At 71.4% G+C, this 24,724-nt stretch carries 21 protein-coding genes; 16 read left to right on the top strand and 5 right to left on the bottom strand.

Going from position 1 to position 24,724, the window contains the following annotated elements:
• The first annotated feature begins 145 nt into the window (after positions 1–145).
• From AB0C38_RS45765 to AB0C38_RS45705, 13 genes are all read left to right on the top strand, one after another.
• Positions 146–1,255: an LLM class flavin-dependent oxidoreductase gene (locus AB0C38_RS45765; RefSeq protein ID WP_360686623.1), complete on the top strand. Its 1,110-nt coding sequence runs from the start codon at positions 146–148 to the stop codon at positions 1,253–1,255.
• Positions 1,252–1,887 (top strand): alpha/beta hydrolase, encoded by a 636-nt coding sequence (locus AB0C38_RS45760; protein ID WP_360686620.1) that lies wholly within the window; start codon positions 1,252–1,254, stop codon positions 1,885–1,887. Before AB0C38_RS45765 ends, AB0C38_RS45760 begins: the two co-directional genes overlap by 4 nt.
• A gap of 8 nt (positions 1,888–1,895) precedes the next feature.
• The gene (locus AB0C38_RS45755) at positions 1,896–2,318 is read left to right on the top strand and encodes an Rrf2 family transcriptional regulator (RefSeq protein ID WP_360686617.1); all 423 of its coding nucleotides are present in this window, start codon (positions 1,896–1,898) and stop codon (positions 2,316–2,318) included.
• A 10-nt stretch (positions 2,319–2,328) separates the two neighbouring features.
• Positions 2,329–2,757 carry a cupin domain-containing protein gene (locus tag AB0C38_RS45750; protein WP_360686614.1) on the top strand — a complete coding sequence of 143 codons (429 nt, stop codon included), beginning with the start codon at positions 2,329–2,331 and terminating at the stop codon, positions 2,755–2,757.
• Between the two features lie 3 nt (positions 2,758–2,760).
• Positions 2,761–3,465: a DsbA family protein gene (locus tag AB0C38_RS45745; protein ID WP_360686611.1), complete on the top strand. Its 705-nt coding sequence runs from the start codon at positions 2,761–2,763 to the stop codon at positions 3,463–3,465.
• 138 nt (positions 3,466–3,603) lie between these two features.
• Entirely contained in the window at positions 3,604–4,572 is a 969-nt protein-coding gene (locus tag AB0C38_RS45740; RefSeq protein ID WP_360686608.1) for an ABC transporter substrate-binding protein, read from the top strand.
• The gene (locus tag AB0C38_RS45735) at positions 4,569–5,387 is read left to right on the top strand and encodes an ABC transporter permease subunit (RefSeq protein ID WP_360686605.1); all 819 of its coding nucleotides are present in this window, start codon (positions 4,569–4,571) and stop codon (positions 5,385–5,387) included. The genes AB0C38_RS45740 and AB0C38_RS45735 overlap by 4 nt, the downstream gene beginning before the upstream one ends.
• 9 nt (positions 5,388–5,396) lie before the next feature.
• Positions 5,397–6,359, top strand: a complete 963-nt coding sequence (locus AB0C38_RS45730) for an ABC transporter substrate-binding protein (protein WP_360686602.1) — start codon at positions 5,397–5,399, stop codon at positions 6,357–6,359.
• Positions 6,356–7,075, top strand: coding sequence for an ABC transporter ATP-binding protein (locus AB0C38_RS45725; protein ID WP_360686599.1), 720 nt, complete (start codon positions 6,356–6,358; stop codon positions 7,073–7,075). The genes AB0C38_RS45730 and AB0C38_RS45725 overlap by 4 nt, the downstream gene beginning before the upstream one ends.
• The gene (locus AB0C38_RS45720; RefSeq protein ID WP_360686596.1) at positions 7,072–8,556 is read left to right on the top strand and encodes an FAD-binding protein; all 1,485 of its coding nucleotides are present in this window, start codon (positions 7,072–7,074) and stop codon (positions 8,554–8,556) included. Before AB0C38_RS45725 ends, AB0C38_RS45720 begins: the two co-directional genes overlap by 4 nt.
• Positions 8,553–8,906, top strand: coding sequence for a ferredoxin family protein (locus AB0C38_RS45715; protein ID WP_360686593.1), 354 nt, complete (start codon positions 8,553–8,555; stop codon positions 8,904–8,906). The genes AB0C38_RS45720 and AB0C38_RS45715 overlap by 4 nt, the downstream gene beginning before the upstream one ends.
• The gene (locus AB0C38_RS45710) at positions 8,903–9,964 is read left to right on the top strand and encodes an LLM class flavin-dependent oxidoreductase (protein ID WP_360686590.1); all 1,062 of its coding nucleotides are present in this window, start codon (positions 8,903–8,905) and stop codon (positions 9,962–9,964) included. The genes AB0C38_RS45715 and AB0C38_RS45710 overlap by 4 nt, the downstream gene beginning before the upstream one ends.
• A complete protein-coding gene (locus AB0C38_RS45705) occupies positions 9,961–12,186 on the top strand; it encodes a molybdopterin-dependent oxidoreductase (RefSeq protein ID WP_360686587.1) in 2,226 nt (741 codons plus the stop codon). The genes AB0C38_RS45710 and AB0C38_RS45705 overlap by 4 nt, the downstream gene beginning before the upstream one ends.
• Here AB0C38_RS45705 and AB0C38_RS45700 read toward each other — a convergent pair.
• Positions 12,149–12,508 carry a hypothetical protein gene (locus AB0C38_RS45700; RefSeq protein WP_360686584.1) on the bottom strand — a complete coding sequence of 120 codons (360 nt, stop codon included), beginning with the start codon at positions 12,506–12,508 and terminating at the stop codon, positions 12,149–12,151. The two genes, AB0C38_RS45705 and AB0C38_RS45700, sit on opposite strands and share 38 nt — an antisense overlap.
• 190 nt (positions 12,509–12,698) lie before the next feature.
• Positions 12,699–13,874 (bottom strand): NAD(P)/FAD-dependent oxidoreductase, encoded by a 1,176-nt coding sequence (locus AB0C38_RS45695; protein ID WP_360686581.1) that lies wholly within the window; start codon positions 13,872–13,874, stop codon positions 12,699–12,701.
• Between the two features lie 121 nt (positions 13,875–13,995).
• On the opposite strand from AB0C38_RS45695, the gene AB0C38_RS45690 reads away from it, so the two are divergent.
• Both AB0C38_RS45690 and AB0C38_RS45685 read left to right on the top strand, forming a co-directional pair.
• Positions 13,996–14,682 carry a TetR/AcrR family transcriptional regulator C-terminal domain-containing protein gene (locus tag AB0C38_RS45690; RefSeq protein ID WP_360686578.1) on the top strand — a complete coding sequence of 229 codons (687 nt, stop codon included), beginning with the start codon at positions 13,996–13,998 and terminating at the stop codon, positions 14,680–14,682.
• 104 nt (positions 14,683–14,786) lie between these two features.
• Positions 14,787–17,984, top strand: a complete 3,198-nt coding sequence (locus tag AB0C38_RS45685) for a family 78 glycoside hydrolase catalytic domain (protein ID WP_360686576.1) — start codon at positions 14,787–14,789, stop codon at positions 17,982–17,984.
• A 186-nt stretch (positions 17,985–18,170) separates the two neighbouring features.
• On the opposite strand, the gene AB0C38_RS45680 is transcribed toward AB0C38_RS45685, so the two are convergent.
• Complete coding sequence (locus AB0C38_RS45680; RefSeq protein ID WP_360686573.1) at positions 18,171–22,076, bottom strand: family 78 glycoside hydrolase catalytic domain; 3,906 nt, start codon at positions 22,074–22,076, stop codon at positions 18,171–18,173.
• A 145-nt stretch (positions 22,077–22,221) separates the two neighbouring features.
• Positions 22,222–22,575 carry a TraR/DksA C4-type zinc finger protein gene (locus AB0C38_RS45675; protein WP_360686570.1) on the bottom strand — a complete coding sequence of 118 codons (354 nt, stop codon included), beginning with the start codon at positions 22,573–22,575 and terminating at the stop codon, positions 22,222–22,224.
• Between the two features lie 102 nt (positions 22,576–22,677).
• Here AB0C38_RS45675 and AB0C38_RS45670 point away from each other — a divergent pair, with 102 nt between their 5' ends.
• Entirely contained in the window at positions 22,678–24,228 is a 1,551-nt protein-coding gene (locus tag AB0C38_RS45670) for a family 43 glycosylhydrolase (protein WP_360686567.1), read from the top strand.
• Positions 24,229–24,310: 82 nt separating this feature from the next.
• Here AB0C38_RS45670 and AB0C38_RS45665 read toward each other — a convergent pair whose 3' ends face one another.
• Complete coding sequence (locus AB0C38_RS45665; protein ID WP_360686564.1) at positions 24,311–24,643, bottom strand: MerR family transcriptional regulator; 333 nt, start codon at positions 24,641–24,643, stop codon at positions 24,311–24,313.
• Positions 24,644–24,724: the final 81 nt, after the last annotated feature.

Genomic DNA, 24,724 nt, shown 5'->3' with positions numbered 1-24,724 from the left:
CGGGTGCGGCGAGACCATAAGCCGCCCGGAACGCCGGTGGCCAGCGGCGTCCAGCAAATGGACACCTGGAGATGCCCAATTGACAGCGCGGGTGCTCGTGCCGTTCCCTGACGCCTGCGTTTGTCTTGCGGCGAAAGGAAAGCAGATGCCCGTCGAGTTCGTCGGCATGATCGGCACCCGGGACGCGAGCGAGACCCGGCCGGCCCGAGGCCCGGTCATCGACCCGGGTTACGTCCGGCGGTTCGCCCGCGCCCACGAGGACGGCGGCTTCGACCGCGTGCTGATCGGCTACGGCGCGGGCTGGCCGGAGGGCCAGCAGGTGGCGGCCTACGCTGCCGCCCACACCGAGCGCCTCGGCCTGCTCATCGCCCACCGCCCGGGGTTCGTCGCGCCGACGCTGGCGGCGCGCGCGTTCGCCACCCTCGACCACTTCAGCGGCGGCCGCGTCGCGGTGCACACCATCACCGGCGGCAGCGACGTCGAGCAGGCCCGCGACGGCGACTACCTCGGCAAGGACGAACGGTACGAACGCACCGACGAGTACCTGGAGATCCTCAAGCGCTCCTGGACCTCCGGCGACGCGTTCTCCCACCACGGCAAGCACTACCGCCTCGACGACTACACCCCGCAGGTGCGGCCGCTGCAGAATCCCCGGATCCCGGTGTATTTCGGCGGTTCGTCGGAAGCGGCCTACCGGGTCGGCGGCAAGCACGCGGACGTCTTCGCGCTCTGGGGCGAGCCGCTGAAGGAGACGGCCGAGCAGATCGCCGCCGTCCGGGCCGCCGCCAAGGCCGCCGGGCGCCTCACGCTCCCCGGGATCAGCGTGTCGTTCCGCCCGATCCTCGGGCCGACCGAAGACCTCGCCTGGGAACGCGCGCAGCGGATCCTCGACACGATCACCGCGTCCGGCGCGGCGAAGGCGGCCCGCGAATGGCGCGACGGCGGCACGCCGACCAACGTCGGCAGCGTCCGGCTGCTGGCCGCGGCGGCGAAGGCCGAGCGGCACGACCGTGCACTGTGGACTCCCACGGCCACCGCGACCGGCGCCGCGGGCAACTCCACCGCGCTGGTCGGCACGCCCGAGACGGTGGCCAAGGCGCTGCTGGACTACGTCGACATCGGCGTCACCACCCTGCTGATCCGCGGTTACGACCCCCTGGACGACGCGATCGACTACGGCCGGCACCTGCTGCCGCTGGTCCGCTCCGAGCTGGCCCGCCGCGAGCGGCAGCCGGCCACGGCGGCCGCCGTATGACGCTCGCCGCCCCCGTCCGGTGGGCCCCGGCCGACGGCGTCACGGTCCGCGGCACCGTCGTGCTGCTGCCCGGCCGGGGCGAGCACCCCGCGCTCTACCGCAGGCTCGGTGCACGGCTGGCCTTCGACGGCTACCGCGTCACGACGGACGCGGCCGACACCGCCGGTCCGGCGCCCGTGGTGCTGCTCGGACACGACACGGGTGCCGCCCAGGCGCTCGACCTGGCCGCCCGGTCCCGGGTCGCCGCGGTGGTCGCGAGCGGCCTACCCCTCGGCGCGCCGGGCGACTGGGCGGACGAGCTGGACGCGCGGACCGCGTGCCCGGTCCACCGCGCCCTCCTCGACGGCGATGACCGGTTCGCGCCCGGCGAGCTGCGGACGCCCGCCGTGGGTCCGGTGGCGGAACCGGCGGTTCCGGTCCTGGTGCTGCACGGCGAGGCTGACCGCGTCGCCGACCCCGAAGCCGCCCGCGCGTACACGGCGAAGCTGCCCCATGGCCGGTTCGTGCTCGTCGCCGGCGGCCGGCACGACGTGCTCAACGACGTCGACCACCGCAGCGTCGCGGCCGAGGTCGTCCAGTTCCTGGAATGGCTGCGGGCCGGAGCGAGCACACCGGCCCTGGTCCGGGGATGATGGCGGGCATGCGCATCTCGGCCAGGGCGGACTACGCGATCAGGGTCCTGCTGGAGCTCGCCGCGGACACCACGCGGCCGATCACCTGCGAAGCCGTCGCGTCCACCCAGGACATCCCGGCGCGGTTCATCAAGGCCGTCCTGCGCGACCTGCGCCAGGCCGGGCTGGTCCGCAGCCAGCGCGGCTGCGAAGGCGGCTACTGGCTGGCCAGGGCCGCGGCGGAGATCACCGTGCGGGACGCCGTGGTGGCGGTCGACGGCGAGTTCCTCTCCGTCCGCGGCGAACCGCGCCCGGCGCTGGCCTACCACGGCACCGCCGCCGGGCTCGCGCCGTTCTGGTCCGAAGTCGAGTCCGGCCTCGACGCCATCCTGCGTGCGACGACGCTCGCCGACCTGCTCACCGACGCGGCCGCGGACCGCGTCGCCACCTGAAGGGACTCCGATGACCGACCTCTGGCACCAGCCGCTTCGCCACATCCGCGGCGCGGACCTGACCGGCGACACGAACCAGACGACCGGGATGACCCGCCTGGAGGCGATCTCCGGCAAGACCGTGGGGTCGCAGAAGGTCTGGATGGGCGAGACCCACGTCGCGCCGGAGACCAACTCCGGCGATCACCACCACGGCGAAGCCGAGACGGCGATCTACGTCAAGTCCGGCCACCCGGTGTTCGTCTTCGCCGACGGCGACGAAGAAATCCGCATCGAGGCCGGGCCCGGTGACTACATCTTCGTGCCGCCGTACGTGCCGCACCGCGAAGAGAACCCGACCGGCGAAGAGGCCGTGGTGATCATCGCGCGCAGCAGCCAGGAAGGCATCGTGGTCAACCTGCCGAGCCTCTGGTCCCCGGTCGACGTCCCCACGGATTGAGCCGTGGTGCTCGAAGTCGTCGAGTACACCGACCCCGCCTGCCCGTGGGCGTGGGGGTCGGAGCCGAAGTTCCGCTGGCTGCGGGGAAAGCTCCCGGACGCCCGGTGGCGCCGGGTGTTCGGCATCCTCTTCGACGACGACGAAGACCCCGCGCCGGATCCGGCCGCCGAAGCCGCCTGGTACGCGAAGTTCATCGACGGCGTCACCGAACACACCGGTGCCCCGAAGGCACCGCATCTCGAATGGGTGGCACGGACGAGCTGGCCGGCTTCCCTGGCCGCGAAAGCCGCTGAGGCCCAAGGGGAAACCGTCGCCGACCTCGTCCTGAGCCGGCTGCGCGAGACGACGTTCGTCCACGGCACCCCGGCCGACGACACCGATCGCGTGCTCGCCGCCGTCGACGGCATCCCCGGCCTCGACCTCGCGGCGTTGCACACGGCCATGCTGAGTGACGAAGTCCGCCAAGCCGTTCGCGAGGACTGGCGCGAAACCCGGAACCCGTGTCCGGAAGTCCTCGACATCACCGCGCCCGGACCGCACAGCGGCCGCGCGAAGCACCTCGAGCACCACGTCCGCTACGCCCTGCCGACGCTGACCTTCACCGGTCCCGGCGGGCGGTTCGTCGTGCCCGGCTGGCGTCCGCTGCGGGAGTACGCCGACGCCGTGCGCGCGGCCACTGGCGTCACGCTCGACGACTGTCCACTGTAGATTCTTCCCGGCTCGTGGGAACCCGCCCGGGAGCGTTGACTCTCCCCGGCCGCCGAGCAGAATAGACACACGCCGGTGACCATTTGGTCCGCGCCACCGGCTTCTTCCGCGGACAACACCGTATTGGGGAGTTCCCGCATGCCTTCGAAACCCCGGCTCGCCCTGCTCGTGGCCGCCCTGCTCGGCCTGACCACGCTCACCGCGTGCGGATCGTCCACATCGGACGCCTCGGGTGAGGTGGTGCTGCGCGTCGGCGACCAGACGGGTGCCACGCAGTCCCGGCTGAAGGCCGCCGGCCTGCTCGACAACCTGCCGTACAAGATCGAGTGGTCGCAGTTCGCCGCGGCCGTCAACCTGCACGAGGCCCTGCGTGCCGACGCGATCGACATCGGCGGCGCCAACGACTCCCCCACGGTCACCGCGATCGCCGGCGGCTCGAAGATCAAGGTCGCCGCGGCCTGGAGCAACGGCGGCAAGGGCACCTACCTCCTGGTGCCGAAGGACAGCCCGATCCGCACCCTGGCCGATCTCAAGGGCAAGCGGGTCTCCCCGACCACCCGCGGCAGCGTCGCGCACTACCTGGTGATCGGCGCGCTGAAGCAGGCCGGGTTGTCGGACAAGGACGTCACGCTGAACTTCCTCGCCCCGTCCGAGGCGAACGGCGCTTTCTCGACCGGCAACATCGACGCCTGGGCCACCTGGAGCGTGTACGCGGCCCGCGCCCGTGGTGAGCTGGGCGCCCGGGTGCTGTCCGACGGCGCCGGCGTCAACTCCGGCCTCAACGTGCTGTCGGCCACGGACAAAGCCCTGGGAGACCCGCGCAAGCGCACCGCCATCCAGGACTTCGCGAGCCGCGTCGACAAGAGCTACGCCTGGTCGAAGGACAACCCCGACGCGTTCGACAAGTGGTACGCGGGCTTCGCGCACCAGCCCCTGGCCGTGGCGACCCAGGTCCGGCCGGACGAGACGACCTACCAGCGCATCCCGGTCGACGCCGCGCTCGCCGCCCAGTTGCAGAAGACCTACGACACCTGGGTCCAGCAGGGGCTGTTCCCCGGCGGAAAGAAGCTGAGCGAGTACCTCGACTCGGGACTCGATCCGCGGTGACGCGCGCCGTGGTCGTCCCTTCGGCGTCCCTGCCCGCGAGCAGCCGCGGGTTCCCCTACCGCGCGGTGTCCTGGCTGACGCCGGTGGCCGTGCTCGCGCTCTGGGAGCTGCTGGCCCGGACCGGTGTCCTGCCGAAGCAGGTGCTGCCGGCGCCGAGCGGCGTCCTGGCCAAGGCGGGCGACCTGCTCGCCGACGGCGAGCTGGTCACGAACCTCTTGGCCAGCCTGCAGCGTTCGGCCACCGGGTTTGTCATCGGCGCAAGCCTCGGCCTCGCGCTGGGCCTGCTCGTCGGGCTGTCCCGGGTGGCCGAAGCGCTGCTCGACCGCAGCATCCAGATGGTGCGCGCGGTCCCGTTCCTGGCGATCCTGCCCCTGGTCATCGTCTGGTTCGGGATCGGCGAGGCCGGGAAGATCTTCCTCATCTCATTGGGCACCGCCGTCCCGCTCTACCTGACGACGGTCCTCGGCATCCGCCAGATCGACCCGAAGCTCCTGGAGATGACCGACGTCGTCGGCCTCGGCCGCACGGCACAGATCCGGTGGGTGGTCCTGCCGGGCGCGCTGCCGTCGATCCTGGGCGGGCTGCGGCTGTCCCTGACCGCAGCCTGGCTCGCCCTGGTCATCGCGGAGACCCTCGGCGCCGACGCCGGGCTCGGGTTCATGGCCACCAACGCCCGGGAGTTCCTGCAGACCGACGTGATCGTGCTCGTCGTGATCATCTACGCCGTGATCGGGATCCTCTGCGACCTCGTCACCCGGCTGCTCGAACGCCGCCTGCTGCGCTGGCACCCCACCTACGCCCGCCTGACCGCCTGAGGAACCCCCATGACGCTCTCACGCCGAACGTTCCTGACCGCTGCCGGCCTGGCCGCGCTGTCCGCCCCGCTCGCCGCCTGCGGTTCGGCCGGCGGCGCCACCCAGGGCAAGGTGCGCCTGACCTACAGCACGATCTCCGTGCCGAAAGCCCGTGGTGTGCTGGAGAAGACGCTCAAGGACCAGGGCATCACGGTCGAGTGGGTCGGGCCGTTCCCCAACCACGCGCCGACCCTGCAGGCCGTGGTCGGCGGCACCGCGGACTTCAGCTTCGGCGGCAGCACCACCCCTGCCGACCAGGCGATCCTCTCCGGCGCCGACCTGGTGTACGTCGCCTGGGCGGCGTCCACCCCGCGGACCACGGCGATCGTCGCGGGCGCCCACACCGGTATCCGGAAGGTCACCGACCTCGTCGGCAAGACCGTCGCGGTCAACAAGGCGGGCCTCGGCGAGTTCCTTCTCGTTGCGGCGCTGGAGAAGTACAACGTGCCGCGCGAATCCGTCAAGGTCACCTACCTCAACCCGCCCGAGGCGTCCGCCGCGTTCGGCGCCGGGAAGATCGACGCCTGGGCGATCTGGCAGGGCTTCCGCGAGATCGCCGAGGTGCAGTACGGCGCCAAGCCGATCTTCGTCGACGGCGACGAGCTGGACTTCCAGATCGACTTCACCAGCTACCTCGTCCGCCGCGAGTACGCCGAGCAGAACGCCGACACGATCCGCAAGGTGATCAGCGCGTTCCAGGCCGACTACGAATGGCAGAACCAGAACTACAAGCAGGCGCTGGACATCGGCAACGCCGTCTCGCACTACCCGCAGCCGGTGCTGGACAAGATGGCCGCCGAGAACGTCCAGACCAAGCTGTCGCTCATCAACGACGACGGAATCGCGCAACTGCAGCGCGGCGCCGACTGGCTGAGCCAGCGGAAGATCCTCAGCGGCCCGATCACCATCGCCGACCATGCGGTGAAGCTGTGACCACCGCCGTGCGCGTGCGCGCGCTGACCAAGAGCTTCGGGGAGCGCACTGTCCTCAACGGACTCGACCTCGACATCGCGCCCGGCGAGTTCGTCGCACTGATCGGCGAAAGCGGTTGCGGCAAGACGACGTTGCTGCGGCTGCTCGCCGAGCTGGACGAACCCGACAGTGGTGAGCTGAGCGCCCCGCCGGAGCGGATGGTGGTGTTCCAGGAGCACCGTCTGCTGCCGTGGCGCCCGGTGTGGCAGAACGTGGCGGTCGGTCTCCCCCGCACCGGGGCGCGCGAGGCCGCGGCCCGGGCGCTGGCCGAGGTCGGCCTGACCGGCCACGCCGACGCCTGGCCCGCGACTCTGTCGGGTGGCGAGGCCCAGCGCGTCGCGCTCGCCCGGGCGCTGGTCCGCGAGCCGCGCCTGCTGCTGCTCGACGAGCCGTTCGCCGCCCTCGACGCCCTCACCCGGATCAAGATGCACGCGTTGGTCCGGCACCTGGTCGACGTCCACCGCCCGGCGGTCCTGCTGGTCACCCACGACGTCGACGAGGCGATCCTGCTGGCCGACCGGGTCGTCGCGCTGCGCGAGGGCACGCTCGCCGCTGAGCACCGGGTCGCGTTCGAGGGTGAACGCACCCGCCGCAACCCCGAGTTCGAGGAGCTGCGCTACCGGCTGCTCGCCGAACTCGGGGTCGCCGCCGACGCCGAACTGGCGGAAACGCGATGACCAGCGATCTCGAACTCACCGCCGACGTGCTCGTCGTCGGCGGAGGTCTTGCCGCGACCTGGACCGCCTTGGCCGCGGCCCAGGCCGGTGGGACCGTCGTCCTGGCCGACAAGGGCTATTGCGGCACCAGCGGCGTCACCGCCACGGCCGGGGTGACGCACTGGTTCGTGCCGCCGGCCCGCCACGAACAGGCGGTCGCGGAACGGCACGCGCACGCCGGCGGGCTCGCCGACCCCGAACAGGCGTTGCGCGTCCTGCGCACCACCTGGGAGCGACTGCCCACTTTGGACAAGTACTACCCCTTCCCGGTCCGCGACGGGCAGCCCGACCGGACCAACAACGTGCGCGGCCCGGAGTACCTGCGCGCGATGCGCGGCCTGATCCACCGGGCGGGCGTCCGGATCCTCGACCACCACCCCGCGCTGGAGCTGCTGCTGCGTCCGGACGGCTCGGCGGGCGGCGCGACCGGGGTCCGCCGTCAGGCCGGCGGCACCTGGCGCGTCCGCGCAGGCTCGGTGGTGCTGGCCACCGGCGGGACGGCGTTCCGGTCCAACCTGCTGGGCTCGCGCGGCAACACCGGCGACGGGCACCTGATGGCCGTCGAAGCGGGGGCCCGGCTGTCGGGCATGGAGTTCTCGAACTACTACACCCTCGCCCCGGCCTACTCGACGATGGCGCGGTCGATGTCGTACCTGTTCGGCACCTACACCGACGCCGGCGGCGCGGAGATCGAGCTGGGCCGGAACCGCAACCGGGACCTCGGCGCCGCGCTGCTGCGCGGGCCCGTGTTCACCACCCTCGACCGGACGCCGGAGTGGGTGCGCCGGAAGATGCCGATCGTGCAGCCGAACTTCCTGCTGCCGTTCGCCCGGCGCGGCATCGACCCGTACACCGACCGGTTCGAGGTCACGCTGCTCGGCGAGGGGACGATCCGCGGGGTCGGCGGCCTCACCGTCTCGGCTCCGGACTGCGCCACCGACGTGCCCGGGCTGTTCGCCGCGGGCGACGTCACGAGCCGCGTGCCGGTGGTCGGCGCGATCTCCGGTGGCGGCTCGCCGAACTCCGCGTGGGCGGTGTCGTCGGGGACCTGGGCCGGGCGCGCCGCGGTCCGCCACGCTCGTTCGGCGGGCACGGCGCCGCTGCACTCGGTAGGACGCGCCGGGATCCGCCCGAGCGGCCGGACGACCACTGTGGACACCACCGGCGTGGTCGACGTCGTGCGCGAAGAGCTGAACGCCTACGACAAGAACATGTTCCGCGACGAGCGTGGTCTCCAAGAGTCTTTGTCTACTTTGGATGCACTGTGGACGGTGGTCGAGGGCGGCCTGACCGGCACCGGCCGCGAGGCCGTCACCGCCCGCGAAACCGCGTCGCTGGTGGCCATGGGCCGCTGGGTCAAGACGGCGGCCCTGCGCCGGCCCGAGACCCGGGGCATGCACTGGCGCACCGACGACCCCACCTGGCAGGAGGCCGCCGCATGATCGAACTCGTCCTCGCCGACCGCTGCATCGAGTGCGACAAGTGCGTCCAGGTGTGCCCCAGCGACGTCTTCGACGCCGTCCCGGAGGCAGCCCCGGTCATCGCCCGCCAGGGCGACTGCCAGACGTGCTTCCTGTGCGAGCTGTACTGCCCGGTCGACGCGCTGTTCGTCGACCCCGACTGCCGCACCCCGGTCACGGCGGACGAAAAGGCTGTCCGCGACACCGACTGGCCCGCCCAGTACCGGCGCGACTCCGGCTGGGGCCGGGCGCGCCGCACCCACCCCAACGAGAGCTGGCGGATGAGCGACATCTTCGCCGCCGCCCGCGCCCTGGGACAGGAGACCCCGTGACTGTCGAGTTCATCGGTTACGCCGCCGGCCGCCAGGCCAGCGAGATCGTCGCGCCGGAAGGCCCGGTCGTCCAGCCCGGCTACCTGCGCGAAGTCGCCCGCACCCACGAAGAGGCCGGGTTCGACCGCGTGCTGATCGCCCAGTCGGCCAGCAGCCCGGACGGGTTCGTGCTCGCCGACCAGGTCCTGGCCGCCACCGAGCGGCTCGGCGTGCTGCTCGCCCACCGGCCCGGTTTCGTCGCGCCCACCCAGCTGGCCCGCAAGTTCGCGACGCTCGACGCGTTCCACCCCGGCCGGATCGCCCTGCACGTCATCACCGGCGGCGACGACGCCGACCAGGCCCGCGACGGCGACTTCACCGACAAGGCCACCCGCTACCGCCGCACCGACGACTTCCTCGAGGTCGTGCGGAAGACGTGGGACGAGACCGAGCCGTTCGACCACGACGGCGAGTTCTACCAGGTCCGCGACGCCCGTTCGGACGTCCGGCCGGACCGGATCCCGGTCTACTTCGGCGGCGCGTCGGCCGACGCGATCCGGGTCGGCGCGAAGCACGCCGACGTCTACGCCTTCTGGGGCGAACCCCTGGCCGGGATCGCCGAACGCATCGAGCAGGTCCGCGCGGCCGCCGCGCCGCACGGGCGGACCCCGGCGTTCAGCGTCAGCCTCCGGCCCATCCCGGCGGCGACCGAAGCCGAGGCCTGGGAGCGCGCGAAAGACATCCTCCGGCTCACCCAGGACCGCGTGAGCGACTTCAAGGGCATCCGCGACTCCAGCGCCGCCGTCGGCTCACAGCGGCTGCTCGAAGCCGCGGCCACCGGCGAGGTCCACGACGAGCGGCTCTGGACGGCCGTGGCGAAGACGACCGGCGCCGCCGGCAACTCGACCGCGCTGGTCGGCAGCTACGAGCAGGTCGCGGACTCGCTGCTGGACTACGTCCGCCTCGGGGTCGGCACCCTGCTGATCCGCGGCTTCTCGCCGCTGGCCGACGCCCGGGACTACGGCACGCTCGTGCGTCTCGTCCGCGAGCGGGCCGACGTGGCTATCGTCGGGGTATGAGGCCGAGCACATCTCACTGGGGCGCGTTCTCCGCCGAAGTCGAGGACGGCCGGCTGCGGGTGGTCCCGCACCCGGCCGACCCGGCGCCGTCACCCCTGCTGGGGAACCTGGCCGCGGCGCTGGACCACCCGAGCCGCGTCGCCCGCCCCGCGGTCCGCCGCGGCTGGCTCGAAGACGGTCCCGGGCCCGATGAGCGTCGCGGCCACGACGAGTTCGTCGAGGTGCCGTGGGACGAGGTCCTCGACCGGCTCGCCACCGAGCTCGGCCGCGTCCGCGACGAGCACGGCAACCAGGCGATCTTCGGCGGGTCCTACGGCTGGGCGAGCGCCGGGCGGTTCCACCACGCGCAGAGCCAGCTGCACCGGTTCCTGAACACGATCGGCGGCTTCACGACGTCTCGCAACAGCTACAGCACCGGGACGTCCTCGGTGCTGCTGCCGCACGTCGTCGGCGGCGAGCACGCCGTGCTGCGCCAGGCGTCGAGCTGGCCGACGATCGCCGAGCACACCGAGCTGATCGTGGCCTTCGGCGGCGTGCCGGAGAAGAACGTGTTCGTCACCCCCGGCGGGGTCACCGAGCACGGCACGCCCGGGCACCTCGCCCGGCTGGGCGCCCGGGTCGCGCTCGTGAGCCCGCTGCGCGACGACATCCCGTCCACAGTGGACGCCCGCTGGTACCCGATCCGCCCGGCGACCGACACCGCGCTGATGCTCGGCCTCGCGCACACGCTCGTCAAAGAAGGATTACACGACCGCGCTTTCCTCGACCGCTACTGCGTCGGCTACCCGGAGTTCGAGCGGTACCTCCTGGACACCGGCAAGGACGCGCGCTGGGCGAGCGGGATCACCGAGATCCCGGAAGCCGACATCGTCGCGCTCGCCCGCGAAATGGCCGCGCACCGCACGCTGGTCACGGTGACCTGGTCGTTGCAGCGCATCGAACACGGCGAGCAGCCGGTGTGGGCCGGCATCGCGCTGGCCGCGATACTCGGGCAGATCGGCCTGCCCGGCGGCGGGTTCGGCCACGGTTACGGCTCGATGGGCGACGTCGGCGACACCGGCCCGGAGCTCCGGACACCGCACCTGCCGCAAGGCGTCAACCCCGTCGAGGAGTTCATCCCGGTCGCCCGGATCGCGGACCTGCTGCTGCACCCCGGCACTTCCTACGACTACAACGGTGAAGTCCGCCGGTACCCGGACACCCGGCTCGTCTACTGGGCGGGCGGCAACCCGTTCCACCACCACCAGGACCTCAACCGGCTGCGGCGCGCCTTCACCCGGCCGGACACCGTGGTGGTGCACGAACCGTTCTGGACGGCCACGGCCCGCCACGCCGACGTCGTCCTGCCTGTCACGACGGCTTTGGAACGCGAGGACCTCGGCTCCGGCCGTCGCGACACCCACCTCATCGCGATGCACCGGATCGCCGAGCCCGCCGGAGAAGCTCGTGACGACTACGCGATCTTCTCCGGCCTGGCCGCCCGGCTCGGCGTCGAAACGGCGTTCACCGAAGGGCGATCGCCGCGGCAGTGGCTGGAGCACCTGTACGGCAAGTGGCGGGACAGCCCGTCCTTCGCGGAGTTCTGGGCGGCCGGCGAACTGCGGCTCCCGCCGGGGCCGGCGCACCACACGCTGTTCGAGGACTTCCGCACCGACCCGGACGCGCATCCCCTGCGGACGCCGAGCGGCCGGATCGAGATCACCTCCGCCGTCATCGCCGGGTTCGGGTACGACGACTGCCCGGGTCACCCGGTCTGGTTGCCGCCGACGGAGACCGGTCCGCTGTACCTCATCGCGAACCAGCCACGCACCCGGCTGCACAGCCAGCTCGACGCCGGCGACGTCAGCCGCGCGGGCAAGGTGGCGGGCCGCGAGGCGATCCGCCTCAACCCGGCCGACGCGGCGGCCCGCGGCATCGGTTCCGGGGACGTGGTCCGGGTGTTCACCGCGCGCGGCGCGTGCCTGGCGGGCGCGGTCCTCGACGACGCCCTGCGCCCGGGCGTGGCCCAGCTCCCGACGGGAGCCTGGTTCGACCCGGTCGACGACCACCCGGCCGGCCCGCTGTGCGCCCACGGCAACCCGAACGTGCTGACGGCGGACGTGCCGTCGTCCCGGCTGTCGCAGGGGTGCGCGGGCCAGCACGCCGTCGTGGAGATCGAGCGGTTCGACGGCCCGGTCCCGGAGGTCACCGCGCTGCGGCCGCCCCGCTTCCGGCCACGGTGAACCGCAGCAGGTTTCCCGAAGGGTCTCGTATGTGCAGCGCGTCCGCCGCAAGGTCGTGCGGGTAGCCCTCGACGTCGAAACCGAGCAGGTCACAGTAGAAGGGCTCCGTGGCCGTCAGGTCCGGGTCGGTCACCTTGAGCTGGACGTGCCCCAGCTCGGTGCCCGCCGGAAGGCCGTCGAAGGGCAGGTCCCAGCCGGGCTCGGCGGAGAAGTCCCGCAGTTCGAGGGGATCGGCGACGAGCACCGGCCGGCCGTTCTGCCAGCGCCACTCCGCCTGAGGCCGGGCACAGGTGACTTCGACGCAGTGACCGTCCGGATCCACGATGTAGATCGAGCGCGCGACGACGTGGTCGGTCAGTTGGTACTCGGCGTGCCGGGCCGTGTAGTGGCGGACGAGCCTGGCCAGCGTTGCCGCAACACAACGAAAGCCCGCTCGGGCACTCCCAGCCGGGCACGCCCGTCGTCGCGGTCAGCGACCGTCAGTTCGACGGCGCCCAGAGCCACGTTTTCCGTCATTTCGTCCGGCCCCCTAAAGCGAACACGCGCTCGAACGGCCGGGTCAGGCGCGAAACGACGTCCATCGTCCGGAAGAACCGGACGATCTTGCGCGGCGGGCCGTCGACGAACATCGTGTCGAGGCCCTTTTGCGACGCCGCCGCCGACTTGGCCGCCCGCGGGAACATCGTCTTCTCGTAGACCGCGAGCGCCGTGCCGAGGTCGTCGTGGTGCAGGATCGCCCGGGCGAGATCGGCGCCGTCGATCAGCGCGAGGTTGGCTCCTTCGCCGGCGAACGGCGACATCAGGTGCGCGGCGTCGCCGACGGCCGTCACCCCGGGGACCCCGTCCCACGTGAGCCCGATCGGCAGGGCGTAGATCGGGCGCGGCCAGATGGTGTCGTCGCAGTCGCGGATCAAGTCGGTCAGGGACGGCGCCCAGTCCTCGAACCGGCTCAGCAGCGCCTCGCGGGCCGCGGGCGGGGACTCCCAGTCGATCCCGCCGGCGGAGACCCAGTCTTCGGGGACGCGGAAGCCGCAGCCGAGCGCGATGGTGTCCCCGCCGTGCCCGCCGAGGTACTTGTCGTCCGAGAGCGCGAAGAGGCTTCCCCGGCCGGTCAGGGCGAGCGCGTCCGGGTGTTCAGTGGCCGCGTCGGAGAGCCGGATCTCGACGATGGTGATCCCGGTGTAGGCGGGCTTGGCCGGAGTCAGCAGGGGCCGGATCTTCGACCACGCGCCGTCGGCTCCGATGACCAGGTCCGCGCTCGCCCTGCTGCCGTCGGCGAACTCGAGTTCCGCGGGCCGCGCGGCGACGACCTTGTGTCCCCAGGCGATGGTGCCCGGCTCGAGTGCGTCGATGAGCAGCTGCCGCAAGGCTTTCCGGTCGATCTCCGGGCGGCCGCGGCCGCCGGGTGGCTCCTGGTGGTCGATGTGGACCCGTGCGTTCTTGTCGAGCACGCGGACGGCCTCACCGCCGACGTGGGTCCGCTCCCGGAACGCTTCGAGCAGGCCGGCCTCTTCGAGCGCGATCTGGCCGGTGTCGGCGTGGATGTCGAGCGAGCCGCCTTGCTGGCGGGCGGCGGCCGTCGCATCCGCTTCGTAGACGGTGACGGCCCTCCCGTTCCGCTGGAGGATCCGCGCACAGACCAGGCCGCTCAAGCCTGCTCCGACGATCGCGATGCTGGGTGTCGGCATGGCGGGTTCAGCCTCTCCTCGTCCGAAAGGTCACTAACGAACGGTATTCGTTAAGAACGCCGTTCGTCAAGGACGGGACACCGATTTGACGAACGGTGTTCGTGACGAATACCGTCGGCTGATGCCGTCTCGCGACCCTTTCCGCGAATCCACCGTGGCGAGCCGCCGCAACCGGCCGGCGAAGGCGCCGCTGAGCCGCGACGCGATCGTCGCGGAGGCGCTGCGCCAGATCTCGCAAGACGGCGGTGGGATGAGCCTGCGCAAGATCGCCACGGCTCTCGACACCGGCCCGGCTTCGCTCTACGCCTACGTCGACGACCTGAGCGAACTGCAGGCGCTGGTCCTCGACCACGCGCTGGACGAGGTCACCGTCGGCGAGACCGGCGAACCCTGGCGCGGCCGCCTCGAACGGCTCCTTCGCTCCTACGCGGAAGTCCTGTCGAAGAGCCCGACCCTCGCCCAGCTGGCCTTCCAGACGGTCGCCGTGGGACCCAACGCGCTGCGCATCGCCGAAGCCCTCCTCGAGATCCTGGCCGAAGCCGGCGTCGAGCCGACGACCGCGGCGTGGGCCATCGACATGATGTCGATGTCGATGGCGGCGATCGCGGCGGGACACGCTTACGGCGTCGACCCCGCCGCGCCGGACAGCCCGGTCAGGCAGGCGATCAACCGGGTGTCGGCGGACCAGCACCCCCGCGTGCACGCGGCCCGGGAGGACATCATGTCCGGCACCGGCGAGGAGCGGTTCGCCTGGTCGATCGACGTCCTCGTCCGCGGCATCCTCTCGTCCGGACAGCCGCACCCCTGACCGCGCGGCCATTGTCACTTCCAGGGAAGCGCTATATCGTTTCCCCATCTCCATGAATTGAAACGATTCAAGACCACTCACCTGCGACGACGGAGGAAAGTGCGATGAGATCGCGGATGGCGGGAATCTCGGCCGCGCTGGTGGTCGTGCTGGCCATGCCTGTCGTGGGATCAGCTCCGGTGCTGGCCGACCCGGCCGGGGCCAGGGGCCTGCAGGCCGGGACGCTGACGGTCGAGCACCAGGAGGACCCGCTCGGTGTCGACGTCACCAAGCCCCGGCTCGGCTGGGTGCTGGACTCGGACCGGCCGGGTGCCCGGCAGTCGGCGTACGAGGTGCAGGTGTCGTCGGCGCCGGGCCGGGCGGGCGATGTGTGGGACAGCGGCCGGGTGCCGTCGGCGAAGTCGTTCGACGTCGAGTACGCCGGAGCCCGCCTGCAGCCGCGCACCCGGTACTACTGGCGCGTCCGCGTCTGGGACGCCGACCGGCGGACGTCGGCGTGGAGCGAGGCCGCGTGGTTCGAAACCGCGTTCCTGGACGGCAAAGACTTCCAGGGCGACTGGATCGGGGCGCGCGCAGAGCCGGCCGCCACTTCGCTGCAAGGCGCGAGCTGGATCTGGTACCCCCAGGGCAATCCGGCGGACTCCGCGCCGGTCGGCACCCGGTACTTCCGGCGGACGATCGACCTGCCCGCCGACGCCCAGGTCACGGCGGCCCACTTCCAGCTGACCGCCGACGACAACCTCATCCTGCACGTCAACGGAAAGCAGGTCGCCGCCTCGCCCCAGGTCACCGACTCGTGGCGGACGGCCGTCGACGTCGACCTCACGGCCGAGCTGCGTCCCGGGCGGAACGTCCTCGCGATCCAGGCCGCCAACGCCCAACCCGGGCCATCGGGGCTCGTCGGCAAGCTGCACCTCGAGACGTCGAAGACAGACCCGGTCGACCTCGTCACCGACGCCGCCTGGAAGTCGTCCGACACGGAGACTCCGGGGTGGCAGCAGCCGGACTTCGACGACTCGGCGTGGCCGGCGGCGCTGGTGGCCGCCGCCTACGGATCGGGTCCCTGGGGAAACTCGGTCACGACGGCGCCGCAGCCGGAACCGCTGCTGCGCAAGGACTTCACGGCGAAGAAGCGAATCAAGTCGGCCCGCGCCTACATCGCCGGTCTCGGCTACTACAAGCTCTACCTCAACGGCCGGCGCGTCGGCGACCACGAGCTCGACCCGGGGTTCACGGTCTACGACAAGACGGACCTCTACGCGACGTACGACGTGACGCAGGCCCTGCGGTCCGGCGACAACGCGCTCGGCGTGAGCCTGGGGCGCGGCTACTACGCGATGACGAACCCCGACGAGTGGAACAGCTCGCCGTGGCACGGTGAGCCGAAGCTGAAGCTCGAGCTCGACATCACCTATGCGGACGGCACGAACGGGCGCGTCGTCAGCGACGGGAGTTGGACGCTCGCCGACGGCCCCACCACGTCCGAATCGCTGTGGTTCGGCGAAACCTACGACGCCCGGCTCGAGCAGCCGGGCTGGAACGACACCGGGTTCGACGACGCCGCCTGGCGCCCCGCCCGCGTCGTCCCGGCGCCCGCGGGTGCGCTCCGGGCGCAGTCGTTCCCGCCGATCAAGGTGACCGGCACGCTCCCGGCCGGGAAGGTGACCACCCCCGCGCCCGGAACGACGGTCCGCGACTACGGCACCCCGACCGCGGGCTGGGCCGGGGTCGCCGTGCGCGGACCGGCCGGCGCCGCCGTGACGATCACCTACGGCGAGAAGCTGAAAGCCGACGGCACCGTCGACAACGTCGGTGGTTTCGGGATGCAGCTGCAGAAGTACACCTACGTCCTCAAGGGCGGCGGGCGGGAGACGTTCACGCCGAGCTACTCCTACGCCGGGTTCCAGTACGTCCAGGTCACCGCACCCTCAGGGGTCACCGTCGAGTCGGTGACCGGGCAGCGCGTCCACACGGCGGTCACGAAGACCGGTGACTTCACCAGCTCGAGCGACCTGCTCAACCGCTACCACGACGCGCAGGCGAACACGATCCTCGACAACCTGCACTCGGTGCCGACCGACACCCCGATGTACGAGAAGCGGCCCTACACCGCGGATGCCTTCCTGGCGGCCGACTCGGCCATCGCCAGCTTCGACATGCGGAACTTCTACGAGAACTGGATGCGCGCCCACCGGGACGACCAGACGCCGGAGGGGAACATCGGCCAGACCGTGCCGGGGACCGTGGGCGCCAAGCAGGTGATCGACCCGGTCTGGTCCGCGAGCTTCGTGCTCGTCGACTGGGACCTCTACTGGTACTACGGCGACCTCCAGCCGCTCGCGGACAACTACGCGGCGATGAAGGCGTGGCTCGGGTTCTTCGAGAAGAACATCGCGCAGACCGGCTACATCTACACGGGCGGCAGCTACGCCGACTGGCTCGCGCCCGGTTATGCGCAGCCGCCCGAGGGCGCGCGGCTCGCGGGCACCGCCTACATCCACAAGACCACCACGACGATGGCGGCGATCGCGCGTGCCCTCGGGCACAACGACGACGCGGCGCGCTTCGACAGCCTTGCGGGCACGATCGCCAACGCGTTCAACACCAAGTTCTTCGACGCCTCCAAGGGTGCGTACTACGACGACCCCGCGGCCGGATATCGCCAGACCAGCAACCTGCTGCCGTTGAGCCTCGGCATCGTGCCGGAAGCGGCCCGCGCCGGCGTCGTCGCGAACCTCGTCGGCGACATCAAGGGGCGCGGCGTCCACCTGAACACCGGTGCGCTGGGCACGAAGCTGATCCTGCCGGTGCTCACGGACACGGGGAACTCGGAGCTCGCCTACAGCGTCGCGACGAACCCGGCGTACCCCGGCTGGGGTTACTGGTTCCAGACCCTGGGCGCCACGACGATGTGGGAGGAGTGGCCCGCCACGTCGCGGTCCCACCAGCACGCGTTCATGGGCACCGTCGACGACTGGCTGTACCAGAACGTGGCCGGTATCGAGCCCGCGGCGCCGGGGTATGCGAAGGTCAAGTTCCAGCCCTCCCCTGTGGGTGACCTGCGAAATGCTTCCGCCGAGGTCGAGTCTCCGCTCGGTAAGGTCCGCTCGGCTTGGACTCGGGACCGGAACCGCTTCACGTTGCGGGTGAGCGTGCCCGTCGGCGCGACGGGTGAGGTCTTCGTGCCGGTTCGCCAGGGTGACAAGGTCGCCGCTCCGGCCGGTTCAAGGTGGGAAGGTACGCGGAACGGCTATGCGAGGTACCAGGTCGGCTCCGGAACCTACGAGTTCCGGGCCGGTTAGTGTCGCGCGCCTGAGGTTCGTCGACGGCGGTCCGGCAACGCGCTCGGGTCCGGCGGTCCCAGGCCGCCTTGGGTGCGATGCCGCCGGCCGAGGCCGGCGGCATCGCATGGGAACTCGCTAGCCGTTCGGAGGGCGCGAAGCCTCACGCACGGTCAGCCGAGGCGAACCGGTCGGCTCGCACCTGCGTCACGGCGTCACTTCCGCGATCCTCGAGAAGCTGTTCTGCGCAGCCGCGACAACCACCCGCACCTGGGTCGTGGTCACCGGCGCCGGGAACGGGATCCACCGGTACACCGCCGCGTTGCCGGTCACGTGGACCTGGTCGGCCCACTGCGCGCCGTCCCAGGTCTGCACCGTGAAGTCCGTCGGGACGCCGTCCGGGTTGGACGCGAAGCCGACACCCGTCAGCGCGGTCGCGGCCGGGGCCGTGACGGTGAGCGTGTCCGGGTACTGGCTGTCCGTGTCGTCGTTCCAGAACGTCGCCAGGTCGTGGTCGATCGCGTTCGACGCGAGGTAAGTCCGCGTAGCACCATTGACGACGTTCGGTGCGTGTTCGCTCGACGCCGAAGCCGTCGTCCCGCTCGCCCAGCTGCCGAACACCGGCACGTTCACCGTCGTCTTCGCCTCTCCCCCGCGAGGCGTCTTCACGGTCAGCGTCACCGGGTACAGACCGCTCTTCACCCCCGCGGGCACGGTGATCCGCACACTCCCCGGTGTCTCGGAAGTGGCCGGAGTCAGCGGGATCTGAGTCGCCGTCGCCGTCCAACCCGAAGGGACCTGCGCGCTGAGCGTCGCCCGCTTGTCCACCGTGGACCGCCCGGAAACGACCACCGGGATGTCGCCGCGGCCGCCCGCGGTGATCGCGGCGGGCGTGCCCGTCGTGAGCGCGAGCCGGGTGAACGGCGTGCGCGGCGGGGTCACCGTGAACGTGTAGTCGCCCGAACCCGCGGTCAGGGTGAGCGTCTCGTCGTCGGCCCGGCCGACCGTCAGCCCGGGGTCGGGCTGGGCCGCGTGGCCGTCCGCGAAGATCGTCCGGCCGTTCTCGCGCACCGACGACTGCTTGCCGCCGAGCAGCGGCAGCCGGATCGTCGCCTTCGCCCCGACCGGGACCGTCGCGTGGTAGGTGAGCGTGCTGCCGTCGCGCCGCCAAGAGCTCACCACGGTCCCCCGCACGGTCTGCTGCTGCGCCGTCACGTGGGTGAGGTTCCCGGCGACGGCGGGCGCGAGCGTGAACTCGCGCCAGCCCGGGGTGCCGGGCTGGATCCCGGCCAGCTGCTGCTGGAACCACTGCCCGATCGCGCCGCCGAGTCCGATGTGGTCCTTCGACGACGTCCCGTCCGGCGCCGAGGAGTTGTCCCACTTCTCCCAGATCGTCCCCGGCCCCTGGTTCACCATGTAGCCGAAGCTCGGGTAGTCGGTGCGCTGCGCGATCGCGAGGGCGACGTCGTTGCGCTGGTACGTACCCAAAGCCTGGAACACCAGTGTGGTGCCGACGAACCCGGTCGTGACGTGGTTCTGGTGCGCCGCGATGTCGGCCACCAGGTGGTCCACTGTGGACTGCTCGCGCCCGGCCGGGACGAGCCCGAACACCAGCGGCAGGGCGTAGGACAGCTGCGTCCCGGTGCCGAAGACGCCGGTCTCGGCGGAGTAGAAGCGCTTCAGGAAGCCCGTCGCGATCTGCCCGGCGAGTGCGTTGTACTTCGTGGCGTCGGCCTTCTTGCCGAGCACTCCGGCCATCTTCGCGAGCAGTGTGGCGTCGAAGTAGGAGAAGCCGGTCTGGAAGTAGCCGTGCGGGGTGCTGACCGTCGAGAGCCAGTCGTCGCCCCAGGACGTCGGCGGGTTGACGACGACGTGGTCGGCGTCGCTGATCGTGCCGAGGTAGTCGACCCAGGCCTTGACGTGGTCGTAGTGCGTCGCGAGCAGCTGCGTGTTCCCGTACTGGGTGTAGGAGTCCCAGATGATCTGCGGGTACGCGGTGCCCCACGCGGGGTCGGTGAGCCAGTCCGTACGCCCGTTGACCGGAGCGACAGACGGCAGGCTCCCATCGGCGTTGCGGCTGGTCACCATGTCGCCGAGCCACTTCGTGTAGAACGCCTGCATGTCGAAGTTGGCCATCGCCTCCTGGTCGGAGTCGGCGGCGTCGCCGAGCCAGCCGTGCCGCTCCCGGGTCGGGCAGTCCATCTGGATCGACTCGAGGTTGTTCAGCTGGGTCTGTGTGACGGCGGCCTGGATCTTGTTCAGCTCGGCGTCCGAGGTGTCGAACCGGCCCACTGAAGCGACATCGGTGTGGATCTCCTGCGCGGTCACGGTGACGGCGGCGTCGTCGGGGACGCCGGTCAGCTCGGCGTAGCGGAAGCCCGCGTAGTTGAAGTGCGGCAGGTAGGTCTCGGTGCCGGTGCCGCGGAACGTGTAGTGGTCGGTCTGGCGCGGCGGTTCGGAGCCGTTGAAGCTGATGTTGGCGGTCGTGACGCGGCCGTTCGCGTCGAGGATCTCGCCCTTCTTCAGCGACGCCGTCGTTCCGGCGGGCTGGGCGGCCCGGAGTGTCGCCTGGCCGGTGCGGTTCTGGCCGAAGTCGTAGACGCGCACCCCCGGCGCGGGCCGGGTTTCCTTCACCGGCTGGAAGTTCGCGACGACCCGGGTCGGCGGGGTGGTGTCGGGCTGCAGCTGCGTGACGCCGCTGTCGACCACCGCCGGGTTCGGCCCGTACACGCCGATCTCGGCCAGCCGGAAGGTGCAGCTGGTGCCGGCGCAGGCGAGCTTCGTCGCGGTCACCCGCACGTACCGGCCGGTGACGTTCGCGGGCAGGGTGACGGCCGCGGTGCCCGGGTTGGGCTGGTCGGCGTCCGTGCGGTCGGCGACGGTGGTCGCGGTGGCGAACGCCGGGTCGTCACTGACCTGGACCCGGTAGCGCACGGGGAAGCCGGCGCCGACGACGTCACCGGCCGTATCGTTGGTCGGCCGCGCCGGGAACAGCGCCACCGAGCCGATCTTCTGCGCCGAACCGAGGTCGGCCTGCGCCCACTTCGTGCTGTCGGCGCTGGATTCGATGGCCGAGTGGTAGCCCTCCGACGCGTCGATCGAGCCGTCGATGCCGTCGGCCGCGGCCGCCGGGGACCAGCCGCAGCAGGTGGTCGTGTCCGACGCCGTCACCGGCTTGCCCTGCGCCAGGCTCCGGCGGTGGGCCGCCGGGGCCACGGCGTGCGCGGCGGGCCAGGCGCCGGCGTCGAACCCGGCGGTGTCCCAGCCCGCGATCTCCTTGCGGGCGTCGTAGGTCTCGCCGTAGTAGAAGTCGTCACCGGTCACCGGGCCCGCTTGGGCCTTCCAGTCGGTTCCGGTGCCGAAGCGCGCGGTTGAGCCGTCGGTGTAGGTGACGTTCAGCTGGGCGACGAGGGCGGGACGGCCGGTGTACTGGCCCTTCCCGGCCATGAACGCGAGCGCGTTGCGGCCGGGCTTGACCAGGTTCGTGACGTCGAGGTCGCGGTAGAGCACGCGGGCGGCGTAGTCGGTCACCGCGGAGTCGAGGACCCGGTCGGGCTCGACGCGGGCGCCGTTTAGGTGCGGCTCGGCGACGCCCTGGGCGCCGAAGTACAGCCGGGCGCGGGCGACCGGCTTGGTGACGTCGAAGCTGCCCCGGACCAGCGCGCCGTCGTCGACCTGCAGCCACCAGGCCGACCAGTCGGCGGGCCGGAGCAGGCCGGTGTCGAACTTCGCGGGCGCCGACCACGGCGACGGCCGGCCCTGGCTGTTCCAGGTCCGCACCGACCACTGGTAGGTGCGGTCGCTGTCCAGCGCCGGTCCGCTGTAGGCGACGTCGACCGAGTTCGGCGACGGCACCCGGCCGGAGTCCCAGTGGGACCGCGGGCCGTCGACGCGGATTTCGTACGCCGTCTGGGTTTCCGCGCGTCCCGAGTCGTTCACGGCCCACGCGAACGTCGGCTGTGGACTGGCCGCCAGGACGTTCGACACCTGGCCGTCGGCACGCAGCGACGTCGGCGGCAGCGGGCCGCCGTGCGCGGGCTCGGCGGTCGCGGCCGTGGCGGGCACGACCGCCGCGGCGAGCGCGAGCGCGACGACGACGGCCCGTCTCTTCATCGAGGTTCCCGACCGGCGCATGAACGTCTCCTGACGCTATAAAACGTTTCAAATAGCCGTGGGACTTTCTACAACCTCCGTCGCGGGGAAACAAGGAATGGCGCCGATCCTGTCCGGATGACGCGCAAGAAGACACTCGATCAGCTCAGCGCGTGGCCTTGTTCGCGCAGGTGATGCAGATCCGCGTCGCCGGGAGGGCGGCGAGCCGGCCTTCCGCGATCGGTCCCCCGCAGCGTTCGCAGGTTTCGTAGACCCCGGCGCGCACGCGTTCGGCGGCGCGGTCGAGGTCCACGAGGTCGTCCTGCGCTTGCCGCAACAGGGACTGGACCTGCGCCCGTTCGAACGCGATCGTGACGCCTTCCGGATCGTGCTCGTCGTCGTTGCTGGTGAACTCCGACGCCGCCACGATCCCGTCCCGCTGCCGGGCCAGCGCGCCGGCCAGGCGCTCGGTCTCGGCACGGGCCCGGGCGATCAGGTCCGCCGCGGCGTGCTCATCCATGCGCGAAGTCTGTCACGAGCCTTGACGACCGTGACCCGGGTCACGTAGGTTGCGTCGTTGAATCGTTTCATACATCGAGGATGAGCGAGGGAGAAGACCACCATGAGGAATCTTCGCCCGCTCGTCTTCGTCGTCGCGCTCGTGGCGATGCTCGCCCTGGCGCTCCCCGCGAGCGCGGCACCGTTCACCACGACCGTGACCAACTTCGACGCACAGGGCCACCAGGTCATCCGGTTCGACACGAACGGTGACTCGGTGGACGCCCACGACGGAGAGATCGCCTTCTTCGGCGGGACGTACTACCTCTACGGCACCAGCTACGACTGCGGGTTCGCCTGGCAGGCCACGACTTCGCCGTTCTGCGGGTTCAAGGTCTACACCTCCCCCGACCTGGTCCACTGGACCGACCGGGGCCGGCTCTTCGAACCCACCGGCGTCTGGCAGACGCGCTGCGACGGGGCCACCTACGGCTGTTTCCGGCCGCACGTCGGCTACAACGCGCGGACCCATCGTTACGTGCTCTGGGTGAACGTGTACGACAACCAGGTCGGCTTCCGGGTGCTCACCAGCCCGTCGCCGGCCGGGCCGTTCACCGAAGCACCGGTGCCGGCACTCGCGGTGAACAACAACGCCCCGGCGGGCGGGGTGAACAACGGCGACCACGACGTCTTCGTCGACTCCGACGGCACCGCGTACCTCGCCTACACCGACTGGCGCAGCAACGGCGACCTCGTCGTGGAGCGGCTTTCGGGCGACTACCGCACCGGAACGGGCCAGTACACCCGGCTCGGTCAGCAGCAGACCGAAGCACCGGCGTTGTTTAAGCGCGGCACCGTCTACTACCTGACCTACTCCGACCCGAACTGCGGGTACTGCGCGGGCACCGGGACGTCGTACCGGACGGCTTCGAGCCCGCTGGGCCCGTGGTCGGCGCCGGTGAAGATCAGCACCGACTCGTGCGGCGGGCAACCGGCGTTCGTCTCGGCGATCCCGACGACGTCGGGCACGACGTACCTCTACGCCAGCGACCTCTGGAACAACGCGCAACGCAACGAGGCTCTGGCGAACTACTTCTGGGCCCCGCTGAGCTTCACCGCCACCGGGGCGATCGAGCCGCTCAGCTGTCAGAACTCGTTCTCCCTCACCCTGTCGACCGGCGCCGCCGGGCACCAGGTCCCGCCGCCGGACGCCGACCAGGCGGACGGCGTGAGCGGGTTCCGCTCGTACTGCGACGTCGGCTCCGGCGTGGCCCGGTTCCAGACGTTCGTGCCCGGCCGGACCGGCAGGCTGTCCGCCGTCTCGTACACGAGCTTCCAGGCCGGCAACCCGGACGCGGGCCTCGAAATCAGCGTCTACCGGGCGACCGACGCGTTCCAGCCGACCGGTGACGCGCTGAGTTCGACGGTGGTGCCGGCCGCGCGGATCGGCTGGTCACCGCGCAACGTCACGGTGGCGCCGGACGTCTCCGTCGTGGCCGGGCAGAGGTACGGCTTGCTGGTCCGCTCGGCGACCACCACGGGCTGCTATGGCCTGGCGTACAACGACTCCAGCCCGTATCCCGGTGGCGGAGAGGCCTACAGCAACGACAACGGCTCGACCTTCCGCGCCGAGGCCGGCCGTTCGCTCAAGTTCTCGACGAGCGTCAGCAAGTAACTTTCACCGCTCCGGCGGGTTCCGGGACGGGACCGGCAGATCGGCACGCGGCGCCGGGGCCGCGTGCCGAGCGGGTCGGACCTCAGTCGCCGGCGCGGAGTTCGGTGTTCTGGCGCTGGGCTTCGTGGAGCTGGTCCTCGAGGGACACGATGCGGCACGCGGCGTCGATGGCGGTGCCGCTGTCGACCAGTTCCCGCACCCGCGCGGCCAGGCGCAGCTGGTGCCGCGAGTAGCGGCGGTGCCCGCCGGCGGAGCGTTGCGGGGTGATCAGGCCGGCCTCGTCGAGGCTGCGCAAGAAGCCTTGCGTGGCGCCGAGGACGTCGGCGGCCCGGCCCATGGTGTACGCGGGGTAGTGCTCGTCGTCGAACTTGTCGGCCGCGCTGGGCGTGGCCGGTCCTTCTTGGTCAGGAATCATTCCACCTCCACATCACGAAGGACCCCGGGTGCCACTGCGGCACCCGGGGTCCTCAAGGGTTGGTTTCACCATTGTCAACCG

Source organism: Amycolatopsis sp. NPDC048633, from assembly GCF_040650695.1.
Lineage (GTDB): Bacteria > Actinomycetota > Actinomycetes > Mycobacteriales > Pseudonocardiaceae > Amycolatopsis.
Note: the sequence above shows the minus strand (reverse complement) of the source record. Positions and strands in the feature narration are given on the sequence as shown.

Coding starts and splice junctions, on each gene's coding strand:
- AB0C38_RS45765 (WP_360686623.1), top strand. CDS start 146: ATGCCCGTCGAGTTCGTCGGCATGATCGGCACCCGGGACGCGAGCGAG.
- AB0C38_RS45760 (WP_360686620.1), top strand. CDS start 1,252: ATGACGCTCGCCGCCCCCGTCCGGTGGGCCCCGGCCGACGGCGTCACG.
- AB0C38_RS45755 (WP_360686617.1), top strand. CDS start 1,896: ATGCGCATCTCGGCCAGGGCGGACTACGCGATCAGGGTCCTGCTGGAG.
- AB0C38_RS45750 (WP_360686614.1), top strand. CDS start 2,329: ATGACCGACCTCTGGCACCAGCCGCTTCGCCACATCCGCGGCGCGGAC.
- AB0C38_RS45740 (WP_360686608.1), top strand. CDS start 3,604: ATGCCTTCGAAACCCCGGCTCGCCCTGCTCGTGGCCGCCCTGCTCGGC.
- AB0C38_RS45730 (WP_360686602.1), top strand. CDS start 5,397: ATGACGCTCTCACGCCGAACGTTCCTGACCGCTGCCGGCCTGGCCGCG.
- AB0C38_RS45720 (WP_360686596.1), top strand. CDS start 7,072: ATGACCAGCGATCTCGAACTCACCGCCGACGTGCTCGTCGTCGGCGGA.
- AB0C38_RS45715 (WP_360686593.1), top strand. CDS start 8,553: ATGATCGAACTCGTCCTCGCCGACCGCTGCATCGAGTGCGACAAGTGC.
- AB0C38_RS45705 (WP_360686587.1), top strand. CDS start 9,961: ATGAGGCCGAGCACATCTCACTGGGGCGCGTTCTCCGCCGAAGTCGAG.
- AB0C38_RS45695 (WP_360686581.1), bottom strand. CDS start 13,874: ATGCCGACACCCAGCATCGCGATCGTCGGAGCAGGCTTGAGCGGCCTG.
- AB0C38_RS45690 (WP_360686578.1), top strand. CDS start 13,996: ATGCCGTCTCGCGACCCTTTCCGCGAATCCACCGTGGCGAGCCGCCGC.
- AB0C38_RS45685 (WP_360686576.1), top strand. CDS start 14,787: ATGAGATCGCGGATGGCGGGAATCTCGGCCGCGCTGGTGGTCGTGCTG.
- AB0C38_RS45680 (WP_360686573.1), bottom strand. CDS start 22,076: ATGAAGAGACGGGCCGTCGTCGTCGCGCTCGCGCTCGCCGCGGCGGTC.
- AB0C38_RS45675 (WP_360686570.1), bottom strand. CDS start 22,575: ATGGATGAGCACGCCGCGGCGGACCTGATCGCCCGGGCCCGTGCCGAG.
- AB0C38_RS45670 (WP_360686567.1), top strand. CDS start 22,678: ATGAGGAATCTTCGCCCGCTCGTCTTCGTCGTCGCGCTCGTGGCGATG.
- AB0C38_RS45665 (WP_360686564.1), bottom strand. CDS start 24,643: ATGATTCCTGACCAAGAAGGACCGGCCACGCCCAGCGCGGCCGACAAG.